The sequence below is a fragment of the Streptomyces sp. NPDC088116 genome, assembly GCF_044741745.1.
Lineage (GTDB): Bacteria > Actinomycetota > Actinomycetes > Streptomycetales > Streptomycetaceae > Streptomyces.
Map to the genome: position 1 here is coordinate 897,933 of NZ_JBIUTF010000002.1, position 16,112 is coordinate 914,044.

General features: G+C 70.5%; 12 protein-coding genes. 7 read left to right on the forward strand and 5 right to left on the reverse strand.

The window, feature by feature from the left end:
* Window positions 1–161 precede the first annotated feature (161 nt).
* The 4 genes from ACIOJD_RS10280 (at window position 162) to ACIOJD_RS10295 (ending at window position 5,362) form a co-directional block, all read left to right on the forward strand.
* Complete coding sequence (locus tag ACIOJD_RS10280) at window positions 162–1,784, forward strand: MFS transporter (protein ID WP_401910612.1); 1,623 nt, start codon at window positions 162–164, stop codon at window positions 1,782–1,784.
* Between the two features lie 220 nt (window positions 1,785–2,004).
* Window positions 2,005–2,628 (forward strand): TetR/AcrR family transcriptional regulator, encoded by a 624-nt coding sequence (locus ACIOJD_RS10285; RefSeq protein WP_401911705.1) that lies wholly within the window; start codon window positions 2,005–2,007, stop codon window positions 2,626–2,628.
* 261 nt (window positions 2,629–2,889) lie between these two features.
* The gene (locus ACIOJD_RS10290) at window positions 2,890–3,924 is read left to right on the forward strand and encodes an endonuclease/exonuclease/phosphatase family protein (protein ID WP_401910615.1); all 1,035 of its coding nucleotides are present in this window, start codon (window positions 2,890–2,892) and stop codon (window positions 3,922–3,924) included.
* Window positions 3,925–4,138: 214 nt separating this feature from the next.
* Window positions 4,139–5,362: an MFS transporter gene (locus tag ACIOJD_RS10295; protein WP_401910618.1), complete on the forward strand. Its 1,224-nt coding sequence runs from the start codon at window positions 4,139–4,141 to the stop codon at window positions 5,360–5,362.
* 336 nt (window positions 5,363–5,698) lie between these two features.
* On the opposite strand, the gene ACIOJD_RS10300 is transcribed toward ACIOJD_RS10295, so the two are convergent.
* The 5 genes from ACIOJD_RS10300 to ACIOJD_RS10320 form a co-directional block, all read right to left on the reverse strand.
* Window positions 5,699–7,462, reverse strand: coding sequence for an NAD+ synthase (locus ACIOJD_RS10300; protein ID WP_401910619.1), 1,764 nt, complete (start codon window positions 7,460–7,462; stop codon window positions 5,699–5,701).
* 148 nt (window positions 7,463–7,610) lie between these two features.
* Window positions 7,611–8,048, reverse strand: coding sequence for a CBS domain-containing protein (locus ACIOJD_RS10305; protein WP_401910620.1), 438 nt, complete (start codon window positions 8,046–8,048; stop codon window positions 7,611–7,613).
* A gap of 184 nt (window positions 8,049–8,232) precedes the next feature.
* On the reverse strand, window positions 8,233–8,925 hold the full coding sequence (locus ACIOJD_RS10310) for a DUF305 domain-containing protein (RefSeq protein WP_401910622.1): 693 nt from the start codon (window positions 8,923–8,925) through the stop codon (window positions 8,233–8,235).
* A 44-nt stretch (window positions 8,926–8,969) separates the two neighbouring features.
* Window positions 8,970–9,617 carry a DUF3105 domain-containing protein gene (locus ACIOJD_RS10315; RefSeq protein ID WP_401910625.1) on the reverse strand — a complete coding sequence of 216 codons (648 nt, stop codon included), beginning with the start codon at window positions 9,615–9,617 and terminating at the stop codon, window positions 8,970–8,972.
* Window positions 9,618–9,687: 70 nt separating this feature from the next.
* The gene (locus tag ACIOJD_RS10320; protein WP_401910627.1) at window positions 9,688–10,101 is read right to left on the reverse strand and encodes a hypothetical protein; all 414 of its coding nucleotides are present in this window, start codon (window positions 10,099–10,101) and stop codon (window positions 9,688–9,690) included.
* Between the two features lie 235 nt (window positions 10,102–10,336).
* On the opposite strand from ACIOJD_RS10320, the gene ACIOJD_RS10325 reads away from it, so the two are divergent.
* The 3 genes from ACIOJD_RS10325 (at window position 10,337) to ACIOJD_RS10335 (ending at window position 16,062) form a co-directional block, all read left to right on the forward strand.
* Window positions 10,337–10,822 (forward strand): MarR family winged helix-turn-helix transcriptional regulator, encoded by a 486-nt coding sequence (locus ACIOJD_RS10325; RefSeq protein ID WP_401910629.1) that lies wholly within the window; start codon window positions 10,337–10,339, stop codon window positions 10,820–10,822.
* Between the two features lie 315 nt (window positions 10,823–11,137).
* Window positions 11,138–12,499, forward strand: coding sequence for a glutamine synthetase family protein (locus ACIOJD_RS10330; protein ID WP_401881424.1), 1,362 nt, complete (start codon window positions 11,138–11,140; stop codon window positions 12,497–12,499).
* A 533-nt stretch (window positions 12,500–13,032) separates the two neighbouring features.
* A complete protein-coding gene (locus ACIOJD_RS10335) occupies window positions 13,033–16,062 on the forward strand; it encodes a bifunctional [glutamine synthetase] adenylyltransferase/[glutamine synthetase]-adenylyl-L-tyrosine phosphorylase (RefSeq protein WP_401910632.1) in 3,030 nt (1,009 codons plus the stop codon).
* Window positions 16,063–16,112 lie beyond the last annotated feature (50 nt).

The following is a 16,112-nucleotide window of genomic DNA, read 5'->3' on the forward strand; positions in this document are numbered from 1 at the left end:
CTCCCGGGAAGTGTGTCCCTCGCCTCCCCGCCGCCTCCGTGGCCGGAACGCCTCGTGCCCCTGCCCTGGCCGGAAGTCTCCGTAGCGCCCTTCGGCTCCGTACGGTAAAGACTTTCCAATACGAGACGGTCTCGTATCGAAAGTGTCCTAGCCTGTGTGCCATGTCCTCACCGTCCGGCGGTCCCACCGCCGCATCCCGTGTTCCCGAATCCGTTCACCGCCGCCGCTGGGCCATCCTGGGCGTGCTCATGTTCAGCCTGATCATCGTCGTGCTGGACAACTCGATCCTGAACGTGGCGGTCAAGACGATCGCCGCCCCCGAACCCACCGGGATCGGCGCCACCCAGAGCGAGCTGGAGTGGGCGATCAACTCCTACACGCTCGTCTTCGCCGGTCTGCTCTTCACCTCGGGCCTCCTCGGCGACCGCATCGGCCGCAAGAAGGTGCTGCTCTTCGGCATCTCCGTGTTCGGCGCCGGATCCGCGCTCGCCGCCATGTCCGGGTCGCCCGCCGAACTCATCGGCTACCGCGCCCTGATGGGCTTCGGCGCCGCCTTCGTGATGCCCGCCACCCTCGCCGTCCTGATGAACGTCTTCGAGCGCGAGGAGCAGCCCAAGGCCATAGGGATCTGGGCGGGCAGCGTGGGCCTCGGCATAGCCATAGGGCCCATCACCGGCGGCCTGCTGCTGGAGCACTTCTGGTGGGGCTCCATCTTCCTGGTCAACGTCCCGGTGGCGGTCATCGCGCTGATCGCCATGGTGGCGCTGGTGCCGGACTCGAAGGACCCGAGGCCGGGCCGGGTCGACCCGCTGGGCGTCGCGCTCTCCATCGTCGGACTCGTCCTGCTCGTGTACGGGATCATCCGCGGCGGCGAGCTGGCCGACTTCACCGAACCGACCGTGCTGGCGTCGCTGCTGGGCGGGCTGGCCGTACTGGCGGGCTTCGTCTACCACGAGAAGCGCAGCAGCCACCCGTCCATAGACATCGCCTACTTCAAGAAGCCGGCCTTCGCCGCCGCCGTCGCCGCCATCGCGCTGGTCTTCTTCGCGCTGATGGGCGTGACCTTCTTCTCGGCCTTCTACCTCCAGAGCGTGCGCGGCTACAGCGCGCTCCAGTCCGGGCTGCTGATCCTGCCGCTGGCCGCCGCCCAGATGATCTTCGCGCCACGCGCCCGGCTGGTCGTCGACCGGTTCGGCGCCCGCGCGGTCTGCACGGGCGGCATGCTGCTGGTCGCGGGCGGACTCGCGGCGTTCGCGTTCTTCGGCACCGACACCCCGGTCTGGGCGCTGTGCGTGGTCTTCTTCGTCCAGGGCAGCGGAATGGCCCACATCATGCCGCCGGTGACCGTGGCGGTCATGCAGGCGCTGCCCCGCGAGAAGGCGGGTTCCGGCTCGGCGATCAACAACACCTTCCGGCAGGTCGGCGGGGCCCTGGGTATCGCGGTCCTCGGCTCGGTGCTGTCCGCGACCTACCGGGGCCGGATCGAGGGACACCTCGGCGCCGTACCGGCAGCCGCACGGGACGCGGCGGGGGAGTCGATCGAGGCGACCATCGGCATCGCGCAGAAGCTCGGCCCGGCGGGCAGGCCGCTGATCGGCTCGGCGTACGACGCGTTCCTGGACGCGATGCATGTCACGGCGCTCTGTTCGGCGGGGGTCGCGCTGATCGGGGCGGTGGTCGTCGGGTTGTTCCTGCCGGGCCGGCGGCCGGCGCAGGAGCCGGAGACATCGACGGGGAGCGAGCCCGACGAGGCGCCGCCGGTGGGGGCCACGACCGGCCGGTGACCGCCGTCCGGCGAGGCTACCGCCGTCCGGCGGCGGTCACGGCGGTCACGGCGGTCACGGCGGACCGCGGGCCGGTGTCGTCGGACGTGAGCCGGTGTCGTCGGACGTGAGCCGTCGGTCCCCGCCGTGTACGAGAATTGGGTCCCAACGGTGAGAGGCGGGACACGTGCGGGAGCAGGATCACGAGCACGGCGAGCAGGCGAGCGAGCCGGCGAAGCGGATGTGCGAGCCCGCGCAGGAGCACCGGCGCGGGCGGCCACGCAGTGAGGCCGCCGAACGGGCGATCCTGGACGCCGTCGTGGGCCTGCTGGAGGACGGAGTCCCGCTGGGCGCGCTCTCCATCGAGCGCATCGCCCGTACGGCGGGTGTCGGCAAGGCCACCATCTACCGGCGCTGGCACGGCAAGGGGGAGCTTTTCCTGGACGTCCTGCGGGAGATCGAACCGCCCGACCCCGCTCTCCCCGGCACCTCGGCGACCGACGATCTGACGGTCCTGCTGGAGTCGATGCGCCGCCGGGGGATGGCTCAGCGCTCCTCCGCCATGCTCCACAACGTCGTTGTGGAGATGAAGAGTCAGCCCAAGCTCTGGGAGGAGTACCACCGGACGGTCGTCGGACCACGGCACCAGGCCACGCTGGCCGCGATCCGCCGGGGTATCGCCTCCGGTGAGTTCCGTGACGATCTGGACGAGGAGTTGATGAACGACCTGCTGGTCGGCCCCATGCTCATGCGCACCCTGCACCGGCCGGCCGCGCCGCTGGAGGAGGACCTCGCCGACCAGATCATCCGTACGGCGCTCCAGGGCCTGAGCCCACGACCGAAACCGCGCGACCGGGGCAACTGAGGCACGGGATCGAGGCGCGAGTTCGAGCCGACGGGTTCGCGGCGCGCGAGCGATGCGCGCGGCAGGCGAAACGGCGAAACGCCCGTCGTGAGCATGCGTGTTCTGTCACACCCACCGGCCCTTCGTGCGTGGTCGGAACCCGTGGACCGGCCACCTTCGTCCCTGTGGCGGTACGGCTGCTCGCGGACGGCGAGGAAAGGGCACGAATATCGCCTAGGGTCGGGGGCGGGCGTGCACGGCAAGGCAGTGAGGGCAGCGGACATGACGCAGGAGTACACGGCGGAATCGGTGACGGCGGACGGGGAGCAGCACCGCACCGGATCCCGCGTCAGAACTCTGATCGGCCGCTGGCGTGATGACCCCGGGATCTGGCGGCGCGGCATCGTGCTGGCGATTCTCGCCGCGCTGGTCTCCCTGCTGATGATCTTTCACGCCCAGCTGCCGAACACGATCGGCAACCTGGGCAGTCTCACCGAGACGTTCCTGCCCTGGTTCGGTCTGTTCGTTCCGCTGATTTTCCTGCTGGCGCTGGTGCGACGCTCCGCCACCGCCCTGATCGCGGTGCTGCTGCCCGCCGTGATCTGGGTGAACCTCTTTGGTGGACTCTTCACCGACAAGACCGACCCGGCGCGTGACGCGGGTGAACTCACCGTCGTCACGCACAACGTCAACGCGGACAACCCCGACCCCCAGGGCACCGCGGGCAAGATGGTGGCCTCCGGCGCGGACGTCGTCGCGCTGGAGGAGCTGACCGCCAAGGCCGTACCGGTGTACGAGGCGGCGATGAAAGGGACGTACAAGTACCACTCGGTGCAGGGCACGGTGGGGCTGTGGAGCAAGTACCCGCTGAGCGGCACCAAGCCCGTGGACATCAAGCTGGGCTGGGTCCGCGCCATGCGCTCGACGGTCACCACGGCCCATGGCGAGGTCGCCGTCTATGTGGCGCACCTCCCGTCCGTACGGGTCAAGCTGCACGCGGGCTTCACCGCCAATCAGCGTGACAAGAGCGCGGACGCCCTGGGCGAGGCCATCGCCGCCGAGCAGCTTCCCCAGGTGGTCCTGCTCGGTGACCTGAACGGCACGATGAACGACCGCGCGCTCGAAGGTGTCACCGCCCAGATGCGCTCGACCCAGGGCGCGGCCGGGCACGGGAACGGGTTCAGCTGGCCGGCGTCGTTCCCGCTGGCGCGGATCGACCAGATCATGGTGAAGGGCGTCGAACCGACCTCGTCGTGGACCCTTCCCCGGACCGACAGCGACCATCTGCCGATAGCGGCACGGGTCGAGCTGCGCTGATCCGGCCGGGGCGCCGGGCCCCTGGTCCCCGCCCCGCCGGGCCGGTGGTGTGGTGCGTGTCACGGGGTGTGATGTGTTCGACACGTCAGTCGCAATCCGGAGTTCATCTTCCGGAATACCTGGGCTGAGAGACTTTGTTCCGCAGAGGTACTTAAGACCGGTCGGTCTGAAGAGGTACGTGCACCCGAGCCTCACTGTGGAAAGGTTTTTCTTCATGCCCCTGGCCCTGCTCGCGCTTGCTGTGAGCGCCTTCGGCATCGGTACTACCGAGTTTGTGATGATGGGCCTGCTGCCCAATGTCGCGGACGATCTGGGAACGTCCGTGCCCACCGCCGGCTACCTCGTGTCGGCGTACGCGATCGGCGTCGTCATCGGCGCCCCGCTGCTCACCACCGTCGGCTCCCGCATACCGCGCAAGCGGATGCTCGTGCTGCTGATGGGGCTCTTCATCGTCGGCAACCTCGCCTCCGCGCTCGCTCCCGGCTTCGGCTGGCTGATGGCCGGCCGGGTCCTCGCGGGCCTCCCGCACGGCGCGTTCTTCGGCGTCGGCGCGGTCGTCGCCGCCCGGCTGGTGAGCGAGGGGCGCCAGGCGCGGGCCGTCGCGACCATGTTCCTCGGCCTGACCGTCGCGAACATCGTCGGTGTTCCCGCGGCCACCCTGCTCGGCCAGCACCTCGGCTGGCGCGCGACCTTCCTGGTCGTCACGCTGATCGGTGTGGTCGCGCTGGCGGCGCTCGCCCGGCTCGTTCCGTACGTACCCGTCGACGCGCACCAGAGCGTGGGCCGCGAAGTGCGCGCCCTCGGCAACCGTCAGGTGCTGCTGGGACTCGCGACCGCAGTCTTCGGCTTCGCCGGGGTCTTCGCCGTCTACTCGTACCTGGCCTCGATCACCACCGAGGTCATGGGCTTCGGCGAATCCTCCGTGACGCTCGTCCTCGCGCTCTTCGGCATCGGCATGACCCTGGGCGCGTTGGCGGCCGGTCCACTGACCGACCGGGCGCTGCGGCCCACGCTGTACACCTCGCTCGGCGCCCTCGCCCTGGTGCTGGTCGCCTTCCGCTTCACCGTGCATGTGCAGTGGGCGGCGCTTGCGACGGTCGTGGTGCTGGGCGCGGTCGGGTTCATGACGACCACCCCGCTCCAGATGCTCGTGATGCGCAAGGCCAAGGACGCCCCCACGCTCGCCTCCGCCTCGAACCACTCGGCGTTCAACCTCGCCAACGCGGGTGGCGCCTGGGCCGGCGGCGTGGCGATCGCCTCGGGCTGGGGCTGGATGTCCCCGGCCCTGGTCGGCGCGGTGCTCGCGGTCGTCGGCCTGGCGATCGCGGTGACGGCCGGACTGCTGGACCGCGACCGTACGCCGGGAGAGTCCCGTATCGTCGCCTCGGCCGCGGGCGGCACGGCGGCCGAGGCGACGGAGCCGGAGCGGGTGCACTGACGGGGGCGCTGACGTTCGTACGTCGTACGCGCTGACGTTCGTACGTCATACGTGCTGATGTACGTACGCCGTACGTCAGCGCCACAGCCGCCGCCGGGCGGACAGGACCGCGCTCCGGCGGCGTTCCGGTCGCGCTTAGGGCCTCTCGTTTGGATCTTGCCGGGCTCGCGTGCCCTGGCACCGCGCCTCGCCGCGTTGTCGTCACTCCACGTCACTCCACGTCACTCCACGACGCTCCACGACGCTCCACGACGCTCCACGACGCCTCACTCCTCCGCCTCGCGATCCACGGCACCAGACCCCGCTCCCTGATCCGGCCAGATCCAAACGAAGTCCCTAGCCGTGCGAAGGCGTCTCGCGCCAGCGGTTCGTGATCGGCAGCCGCCGGTCCTTGCCGAAGCCCTTCGCGGAGATCTTGGTGCCCGGCGGGTACTGGCGCCGCTTGTACTCCGCCGTGTCCACCATCCGCAGTGTCCTCGTGACCGTCTCGTCGTCGAAGCCCGCCGCGACGATCGCGTCCTTGCCCTGGTCGCGGTCGACGTACAGCTCCAGGATCCGGTCCAGTACGTCGTAGTCCGGCAGCGAGTCCGTGTCCAGCTGGTCGGGCCGCAGCTCGGCGCTCGGCGGCTTGGAGATGGACGCCTCCGGGATCGGCGGGGTCTGGCCGCGCTCCTCGGCGGCTCGGTTGCGCCACCGGGCGAGCCGGAAGACCGCGGTCTTGTAGACGTCCTTGATCGGTCCGTACGCGCCGACGGAGTCGCCGTACAGCGTCGAATACCCCACCGCCAGCTCGGACTTGTTGCCCGGCGCCAGCACGATATGGCCCTCCTGGTTGGAGAGGGCCATCAACATCGTGCCGCGCAGCCGGGACTGGAGGTTCTCCTCCGCGAGTCCGGTCAGCCCGAGCGACTCCATGTACGCGTCGAACATCGGCTCGATCGCGTGCGTACGGAAGTTGAGCCCCGTACGGCGGGCCAGCTCGGCCGCGTCGCCCCTGGAGTGGTCGGAGGAGTACTTGGACGGCATGGAGACGCCGTACACGTTCTGCGCGCCGAGCGCGTCGCAGGCGATGGCGGCGACGAGCGCGGAGTCGATGCCGCCGGAGAGCCCGATCAGGACGGACCGGAAGCCGTTCTTCGCGGCGTACGCGCGCAGGCCCACGACCAGCGCCGAGTAGACCTCCTCGTCGTCCTCCAGACGGTCGGCGTAGCCGCCGGCCAGCTCGGGCTCGTAGGCGGGGAGGGGCTCCTCGGAGAGAACGACATGGTCGATGCGCAGCCCGTCGTCCACGACCCCCGAGGCGGGCTCGGCCGCCGCGGCCGGCAGGTCGAGGTCCAGGACCACACAGCCCTCCGCGAACTGGGGTGCGCGCGCGATGACTTCACCGCTCCTGTCGACCACGATCGAGTCACCGTCGAAGACCAGCTCGTCCTGGCCGCCGATCATCGCCAGATACGCGGTGGTGCAGCCGGCCTCCTGGGCGCGCTTGCGCACCAGGTCGAGGCGAGTGTCGTCCTTCTCCCGCTCGTACGGCGAGGCGTTGACGGAGATCAGCAGCCCGGCCCCGGCGGACCGGGCGGCCGGGACGCGCCCGCCCTCCTGCCAGAGGTCCTCGCAGATCGCGAGCGCGACGTCGATGCCGTGGATACGGACCACGGGCATGGTGTCGCCCGGCACGAAGTACCGGAACTCGTCGAAGACGCCGTAGTTGGGCAGATGGTGCTTGGCGAAGTTCAGCGCGACCGCGCCGCGGTGCAGTACGGCGGCGGCGTTGCGCGGGGCGCCGGCGGGCTGGCCGTACCGGGGCTGGGCGCTCTCGGAACGGTCGAGGTAGCCGACGATGACGGGCAGCTCCCCGAAGCCCTCCTCGTCGAGCCGTACCGCGAGCGCGCGCACGGCGGCCCGGGACGCCTCGACGAAGGACGACCGCAGCGCGAGGTCCTCGACGGGGTAACCGGTCAGCACCATCTCGGGGAACGCGACGACATGCGCTCCCTGCTCGGCGGCGTGCCGGGTCCAGTGCACGATCGCCTCGGCGTTCGCGGCGAGATCGCCGACGGTCGAGTCGATCTGATTCAGAGCGAGGCGTAGTTGAGGCACGGGCCCAGTGTAATCGTCTGACTGACGCGATGTCTTCGGGCGGACGTGTGGGGCGGCCCACTCGGCACGGCGGCCGCGGGAGGCGACCGGGAGGCTGCCCTCCGTGCCCCACGCCGCCGCCCCCGCGCACACGGCGGCCATGCCCGGATCAGATCTGCGCGTAGACCTCTTCGGCCCACTCCGCGATCTGCGCCTCGGAGACGTGGTGTGCCAGATCGGACTCGCTGATCATCCCGACGAGCCGCCTGTCCTCGATCACCGGGAGCCGGCGGATCCGGTGGCTCTTCATCTCCCGCAACACCTCGTCCACGTCCGCGCCCGAGTCGATCCAGCGGGGTGTGCCGTGTGTCATCTCGCCCGCCGTGGTCTGCGCCGGGTCATGGCCCATCGCGACACAGCCGACGACGATGTCGCGGTCGGTGAGTATGCCGGTCAGCCGCTCGGCCGAGTCCGCGATGGGAAGCGCGCCCACATCCAGTTCGCGCATCAGCTGGGCGGCGCGGTCGAGGGTCTCGTGCGCGGGGAGCCACTGGGCCCCGCGATGCATGATGTCTTTCGCGGTGATCGTGCCTTTGGCCGTGGTCATGGGGATCATGCCTCCTGAGCGCGATGCACCGCGCCGGCCTGCGGTGCGGTGCGGGCCACCCCGAGCTGAACCCATCATCGTGCACCCGTTCGGGTGACGCGACCGCAGGCGCCGGGACCAGGCCGCCGGTCCCCGCGTACGTACGTACCAGGGACCGGCGGCCGTGCCCCACAAGCCGCGGGTCTCAGCCGGTGCGCGGCTTCGCGCCCCGGGCCTTCAGCAGGTCCGCCATCAGGCCCAGCTCCGACTGCTGCGCCGCGACCATGCCCTCGGCGAGGTCCTTCTCCGTGGAGACCGCGCACCTCTGGACGCAGCCCCGCGCCATCGAGACACCGCCCTTGTGGTGGTCGGTCATCAGCTGGAGGTACAGGATCTCGGCCTGCTTGCCACGGGCCTCGCGCAGCCGGTCCAGCTCCGTCTTCGTGGCCATGCCCGGCATCAGGGAACCGTCGTGGGCCTCGTGCCCCGGCTTCCCGTGATCCATCTCCATGCCGTCCATCGAGCCGTGGTCCATGCCCGCGCCGTCCGCCGCCATCCAGGCCATCGGCTCCCGGCCCGACTCCACCTTCGGCAGCCCCCACATGTCCAGCCAGCCCAGCATCATTCCGCGCTGGTTCGCCTGGGTGTTGGCGATGTCGTACGCCAGTCGGCGCACCTCGTCGTCGTCCGTGCTGTCCCGCACGATGAAGGACATCTCGACCGCCTGCTGGTGGTGGACCGACATGTCACGGGCGAAGCCCGCGTCCGCCGAGTCCGGCGACGGGGTACGCGGCACGCCCGAGTCGTCGTCCCGCCCGGCGGCGATCACCGCCGTCGTACCGGTGAAGAGCAGCGCCAGCACCACCGCCGTGATCGCCGCCCACTGCGTGCGCGTCACCCGGCGCGACCCGACGGAGGGCCCTTCGGGCTCGCCCGCCGCGCTCACTGCGTGCCCATTCCGCCCGTGCAGGCGGCGCCCGGCTCGGGGGTCTGCGAGCCCTGCACGTACTTCGTGAAGAACTGGTCCACGCGCGGGTCGGTGGCGCTGTCCACGGTGATCTGCTTGCCCCACGCGCTCAGCATGAGCGCGCCCTTCTGCTCCTTCAACGGGCTCATCAGCGAGTACGTGGTCTTCCCGACCTTCTCGCCGAGCGCCTTCACATCGGCGTCGTCGGCCTTGTCGTTGTACGTGACCCAGACCGCGCCGTGCTCCAGCGAGTGCACCGCGTTCACCTTCGGGATCTCTTCCTTGTAGACATCCCCGTCGCAGTTCATCCAGACCTGGTTGTGGTCGCCGCCCACGGGCGGTGTCATCGGGTACGAGACCGTCTCGGTGACGTGGTTGCGGCCCAGCTTCTTCGCGTCCCAGGACTTCTCGTCCTTGACGGGCGCCTTGGCCGCCGCCTCCCGGGCCTCTTTCTTGTCGGACTCCTTGTTGAGGAGGTAGACGCCGGAGCCGATGAGGGCCGCGACCACCAGGGCGCTCGCCGAGATCGTGATGATGCGACTGCGCCGCTCGCGAGCCCGCTCGGCGCGGCGCATCTCCTCTATTCGGGCCTTGCGCTCGGCGGACTGGGTCTTGGAAGCCATGAGTATGTGTCCTTCTGCGATAACTGCGGGGTCGGTCGGGATATTCGGGAACCCGGTGCGGGTGAAGGCCCTACGTCCGCAGTACTTGAAGGACGTGGAGGTCCGGCGCGCGGGCGAGCGTTCCGGAGCGGGGCACCTGGCCGGTGGGGTACGGCGGTTCGAGGTGCGCAAGCGGTACATCGGCGGCGAGCGCGGCGGTCGGCGGCGGTACGGTCAGCACGGCCGGGCTGTGGTGCGGGAAGAGCCCGCAGTTGTCCCTCTCGTACGGACAGGTGTAGCGGGCCTCGGCCGGGACCGGTACGTCGTGAGTCGCCGTCGACGTGGCCCGTGCGCTTTGCGGGGAGGCGTCACGGTGATGAGCCCCGGCCGGATCGGCGGCGCCCGGTGTCAGACAGATGAAGAGCGCGGCGAACAGCGTCGCCACGGCGTTCAGCAGCGCCGTGGGACGCGTGATGCGTATATGACTGGGCCGCGGTCCCCCCATGGGCGCAAATCGTAATGCGTACACCCCCGGTCGCAGCAGTGAGGAGCCGGTTCAACGATCGGATCCGGTCTGTGCGTGGTTACCGATACGGCATGAATCGGTCATCGGAGCGGTACAAAGAGGCATGGCCGAGCAGACAGAGCCGCCGCACCCACCCGTACCGCCGAGTCCGAGTCGAAGTCCGAGCCCGGCCACGCCGCCTTCGACCCCGAAGGGCCCGGCCGGCGTCGATGCCGTGACCCACGCCGTACTGACCGCCTCGCGGCTGCTGGTAGACGTGTCCGCCCGCTCCCTCGCGGCCGTGGCGGAACGGGTCACCCTGCCGCAGTTCCGGCTCCTGGCCGTCCTCGCCACCCACGGTGACGCCAAGCTGGTGGAGCTCGCCGAGCGGCTCGGTGTGAATCCCTCGACCGCCATGCGCATGCTGGACCGGCTGATCGCCGCGGGCCTGGCGAGCAGGCAGAGCAACCCCGACAACCGCCGCGAGACGATGCTGCGGCTGACCGCCGACGGCCGGACGCTGGTCGACGAGGTCAGCGCCGTCCGCCACCGCGAGATCTCCGCGATCGTCGAGCGGCTCACCCCCGATCAGCGTTCCGCCCTGGTCAGCGCGCTGACCGCGTTCACCGAGGCGGGCGGGGAGCCCGCGCATCCGGGGGACGACTCGGAGCCGTACCCCCTGGGCTGGTCGGACACCCACGCCCGCCACGGCACCCGCTGACCGCGCGCGAGGGCGCCCGCGGCCTCCCGGCCCCCTGGTGCGGACAGGCCGCCGGGCACGCCGCCGCCCGTGACGCCGTAGGCTGGCCGGAGCCTGAAACGATCTTCAGCACCGGGGATTGCGGTCGCCGGTGACCTGGGCAGCGGAAATACGGGTACTCCAGGCACTATGGGCAGTGAGCCCGTACACACACATGACGCGGAGCGTTGTACGGGGGTTCGCAACGCGCCGGAAATCGTGTGGTGGGATGCTCGGATGCCGCAACATGCCCCGCGGCACGGGAGCAGGTGGCCTGACCAGCAAGGATGGGTGGAAATGGATAAGCAGCAGGAATTCGTGCTCCGCACGCTCGAGGAGCGCGACATTCGCTTCGTGCGCCTCTGGTTCACCGACGTGCTCGGCTTCCTGAAGTCGGTCGCCGTCGCCCCCGCGGAGCTGGAACAGGCCTTCGACGAGGGCATGGGTTTCGACGGCTCCGCGATCGAGGGCTTCGCCCGGGTCTACGAGTCGGACATGATCGCCAAGCCCGACCCGGCGACCTTCCAGATCCTGCCCTGGCGCGCGGAGGCACCCGGCACGGCCCGGATGTTCTGCGACATCCTGATGCCCGACGGCTCGCCGTCCTTCGCGGACCCGCGCTATGTCCTGAAGCGGATCCTCGCCAAGACCTCGGACCTCGGCTTCACCTTCTACACCCACCCCGAGATCGAGTTCTTCCTGCTGAAGGACAAGCCGGTCGACGGCACCCGCCCGACCCCCGCCGACAGCTCGGGTTACTTCGATCACACCCCGCAGAACGTCGGCATGGACTTCCGGCGCCAGGCGATCACGATGCTGGAGTCCATGGGCATCTCGGTGGAGTTCAGCCACCACGAGGGCGCCCCCGGCCAGCAGGAGATCGACCTCCGGTACGCGGACGCGCTCTCCACCGCCGACAACATCATGACGTTCCGCCTGGTCATGAAGCAGGTCGCGCTGGAGCAGGGCGTACAGGCGACCTTCATGCCGAAGCCGTTCTCCGAGTACCCGGGCTCGGGCATGCACACCCACCTCTCCCTCTTCGAGGGAGACCGCAACGCCTTCTACGAGTCGGGCGCCGAGTACCAGCTCTCCAAGGTGGGGCGCTCCTTCATCGCCGGTCTGCTGAAGCACGCGGCCGAGATCGCGGCCGTCACCAACCAGTGGGTCAACTCGTACAAGCGCATCTGGGGCGGCTCGACCCGTATCGCCGGCTCGGGCGGCGAGGCACCCTCGTACATCTGCTGGGGTCACAACAACCGCTCGGCGCTGATCCGCGTCCCGATGTACAAGCCCGGCAAGACCGGCTCCGCCCGGGTCGAGGTCCGCTCGATCGACTCCGGCGCCAACCCCTACCTGACGTACGCGGTGCTGCTCGCCGCGGGCCTCAAGGGCGTGGAGGAGGGGTACGAACTCCCGGCCGGCGCCGACGACGACGTCTGGGCCCTCTCCGACGCGGAGCGCCGCGCGATGGGCATCGAGCCGCTCCCGCAGAACCTGGGCGAGGCGATCGCCCTGATGGAGCGCAGCGAACTGGTCGCCGAGACGCTGGGCGAGCATGTCTTCGACTTCTTCCTCCGCAACAAGAAGCAGGAGTGGGAGGAGTACCGCAGCGAGGTCACGGCCTTCGAGCTGAAGAAGAACCTCCCGGTGCTGTAAGGGCGCGGCAGTACGTGATCCGGGCCGGCGGGGCTTCGTACCGCCGGCCCGGATCCTTGTCGCGTGGGCCGGCGGGGGAGGGCGTCCCGTCGGCCCGGATCCGGTCGATGCCGTCACCGAAGACCGAGACCGAATGGGCGTGCAGCGTCCCTGTGGCCCCCGCGACCCCGACGGCCGCGGCCCTGGCCAGAAACCGCGCCCGGCTGATCCCCTCGCCCCGCACTGTGCCTCCCTTTTCACACCCGTACTGGTGTGCCTGTGTGCATGTCTGTGCCTGTGCGCACGTCCGGGTAGGGCCCGCCGGATGGCGTCCCGCTTCGTCCCCCGTACGCGTTCCCCAGTCTCGTGAGCGGCGCTACGTCCGGTCGTCTGCCGATGGTCTACGGGCCCACGACATCGGTATGCGGTGAACCGGGCCACGACTTCGGGCCAGTCGATACCGCCGCCTGGGGCTACGCTCGAATCCTGGGCATGATCGAGTGGGTGTCGGCTGGGCTTCCGGCCGGTCGGGGACGCGGACAGGAGACGGCCAGATGACGGTGTCGGGACGCAGGAGCAGTACGCACATCCGGCTGCTGCGGCACGGCTTCACCGACCCGTCCGCCGCCGAGCGGCTGCTCGACGCCCCCGAACTGGCGGCCGTACGGTCCGACTCGCTGTTGCTCGACGCGCTCGGAGCGACCGCCGATCCGGATCTCGCCCTGCGCGGTCTGGTCCGCCTCGTGGAGTCGCAGGACCCCGACGAGCGGATGATCCTGCTGGACACCCTGGTCACGGCGAAGCCGCTGCGGGACCGGCTGCTCGGCGTGCTCGGCGCGTCCGAGGCGCTCGGCGATCATCTGGCCAGGCACCCCAAGGACTGGCATGCCCTGGTCACGTACGAGCTGTCCGATCTGCACCCGGGGGTGGAGGAGTTCGAGGAGGGGCTGGCCGACGCCGACGATCCGGTCTCGCTGCGGATCGCCTACCGCCGCTGCCTGCTGACCATCGCGGCCAGGGATGTCTGCGGTACGGCCGACCTCGCCCAGACCGCCGCCGAGCTGGCCGACCTGGCGACCGCGACCCTGCGCGCGGCCCTCGCGATCGCCAAGGCCGCGGCGCCCGAGGACGCCGCGGCGTGCCGGCTCGCGGTGATCGCGATGGGCAAGTGCGGCGGCCACGAGCTGAACTATGTCTCGGACGTGGACGTGATCTTCGTCGGAGAAGCCGCGGACGCACCCGGTGGCGTGGGAGCCGGCGGCAATGGAGGAAACAACGGCGGCGAAGGCAAGGCCATCCAGGCCGCGACCCGCCTCGCGTCGCATCTCATGCGGATCTGCTCCGAGACGACCATAGAGGGCAGCATCTGGCCCGTCGACGCGAACCTTCGCCCCGAAGGGCGCAACGGACCGCTCGTCCGGACCCTGAGCAGCCATCTCGCGTACTACCAACGCTGGGCCAAGACCTGGGAGTTCCAGGCCCTGCTCAAGGCCCGCGCGGTGGCCGGGGACCCGGCGCTCGGCGCCGAGTACATCGAAGCCGTCTCACCGCTCGTATGGCAGGTCGCCGAACGCGAACACTTTGTCCCCGACGTACAGAAGATGCGCCGCCGGGTCGTCGACAACATCCCCCCGGGGCAGGTCGAGCGTGAGCTGAAGCTCGGCCCCGGCGGGCTGCGGGACGTCGAATTCGCCGTACAGCTCCTCCAGTTGGTGCACGGCCGCAGCGACGCCTCGCTGCGCGGCAGCTCCACCCTCGAAGCCCTGAAAGCCCTCGCGGCGGGCGGCTATGTGGGCCGGACGGACGCCAAACAGCTGGACGAGTCGTACCGCTTCCTGCGCGCGATGGAACACCGTATCCAGCTCTTCCGGCTGCGGCGCACCCATCTGGTACCGGAGGACGAGGCCGACCTGCGCCGCCTGGGCCGCTCGCTCGGGCTGCGAGGCGACCCGGTCGCCGAGCTGAACAGGGCCTGGAGGCGCCACGCCTCGGTGGTCCGGCGGCTGCACGAGAAGCTCTTCTACCGGCCGCTGCTCGACGCGGTCGCGCAACTCGCCCCCGGCGAGATCCGGCTCAGCCCGAAGGCGGCCAAGCAGCGGCTCGAAGCACTCGGATACGCCGACCCGGCAGCCGCGTTGCGGCATCTGGAGGCGCTGTCGTCCGGGGTGAGCCGCAAGGCGGCGATCCAGCGGACACTGCTGCCGGTGCTCCTCGGCTGGTTCGCCGACTCGGCCGACCCCGACGCCGGGCTGCTCGGCTTCCGCAAGGTGTCCGACGCGCTCGGCAAGACGCCGTGGTACCTACGGCTGCTGCGCGACGAGGGCGCGGCGGCCGAGAACCTGGCGCGCGTGCTGTCGGCCGGGCGGTTCGCCCCCGACCTGCTGTTGCGCGCCCCCGAGGCCGTCTCGATCCTCGGCGACCCGGGCGGACTCGCCCCGCGCGGCCGCGACCACCTGGAACAGGAGATCCTCGCGGCCGTCGGTCGCGCGGACACCGCGACGGGCGCGGTCGCCGTGGCGCGCGGGGTACGCAGGCGGGAGCTGTTCCGTACGACGGCGGCGGACCTGATCGGTTCGTACGGTACGGAGGAGAGCCCCGCCGAGGGGGACCCCGGGGCGCTCGTCGACCGCGTCGGGAACGCCCTCACCGACCTGAACGCCGCGACGCTCGCCGGAGCCCTGCGGGCCGTCGTGGGCGAGCGGTGGGGCGACACACTGCCGACCAGGTTCGTGGTCATCGGCATGGGCAGGTTCGGCGGCCACGAGCTGGGTTACGGCTCCGACGCGGATGTGCTCTTCGTCCACGAGCCACGCGACGGCGTCACCGACCAGGAGGCGGCGCGCGCCGCGAACGAGGTGGTCGCCGAGATGCGGCGGCTCCTCCAAGTCCCCACCTCGGAGCCGCCGTTGATGATCGACGCGGACCTGCGGCCGGAGGGCAAGAGCGGCCCGGTGGTACGCACACTCGCCTCCTACGCGGCGTACTACCGGCGCTGGTCGCTGGTCTGGGAGAGCCAGGCACTGCTGCGCGCGATCCCGATGGCGGGCGACGCGGACCTGGGCCGGCGCTTCATCGACCTGATCGACCCGCTGCGGTATCCGGCCGAGGGCCTGGGCGAGGACGCGGTACGGGAAATCCGCCGCCTCAAGGCCCGCATGGAAACGGAACGCCTGCCACGTGGCGCCGACCCGACCCTCCACACCAAGCTGGGCCGCGGCGGCCTCTCCGACGTAGAGTGGACGGTCCAGCTGTTCCAGATGCGGCACGGCTGGGCCGAACCGGGCCTGCGCACCCCCAGTACCCGCAGGGCCCTGGCGGCGGCCCGGTCGGCGGGCCTGATCTCCACGGAGGACGCCCAGATCCTGGACGAGGCCTGGGTCCTGGCGACCCGGGTCCGCAACGGCGCGATGCTGGTACGGGGCCGGCCCGGCGACACCTTCCCGTCGGACGGGCGCGAACTGGGCGCGATGGGACGCTACTTGGGCTACGGGCCGGGCCACGTGGGCGACATGCTGGACGACTACCGGCGGACGACGCGGAGGGCGCGGGCGGTGATGGAGGAGCTGTTCTACGGGGCGGTGTGACGGGGCGTCAGGGATCGTCCCCGCGCACACGGGGACGATGTGCGGTCACA

Excerpts from the sequence above, each read along its gene's own strand:
- ACIOJD_RS10280 (WP_401910612.1), top strand. The coding sequence starts at position 162 with ATGTCCTCACCGTCCGGCGGTCCCACCGCCGCATCCCGTGTTCCCGAA.
- ACIOJD_RS10290 (WP_401910615.1), top strand. The coding sequence starts at position 2,890 with ATGACGCAGGAGTACACGGCGGAATCGGTGACGGCGGACGGGGAGCAG.
- ACIOJD_RS10295 (WP_401910618.1), top strand. The coding sequence starts at position 4,139 with ATGCCCCTGGCCCTGCTCGCGCTTGCTGTGAGCGCCTTCGGCATCGGT.
- ACIOJD_RS10330 (WP_401881424.1), top strand. The coding sequence starts at position 11,138 with ATGGATAAGCAGCAGGAATTCGTGCTCCGCACGCTCGAGGAGCGCGAC.
- ACIOJD_RS10315 (WP_401910625.1), bottom strand. The coding sequence starts at position 9,617 with ATGGCTTCCAAGACCCAGTCCGCCGAGCGCAAGGCCCGAATAGAGGAG.
- ACIOJD_RS10320 (WP_401910627.1), bottom strand. The coding sequence starts at position 10,101 with ATGGGGGGACCGCGGCCCAGTCATATACGCATCACGCGTCCCACGGCG.
- ACIOJD_RS10305 (WP_401910620.1), bottom strand. The coding sequence starts at position 8,048 with ATGACCACGGCCAAAGGCACGATCACCGCGAAAGACATCATGCATCGC.
- ACIOJD_RS10335 (WP_401910632.1), top strand. The coding sequence starts at position 13,033 with ATGACGGTGTCGGGACGCAGGAGCAGTACGCACATCCGGCTGCTGCGG.
- ACIOJD_RS10285 (WP_401911705.1), top strand. The coding sequence starts at position 2,005 with ATGTGCGAGCCCGCGCAGGAGCACCGGCGCGGGCGGCCACGCAGTGAG.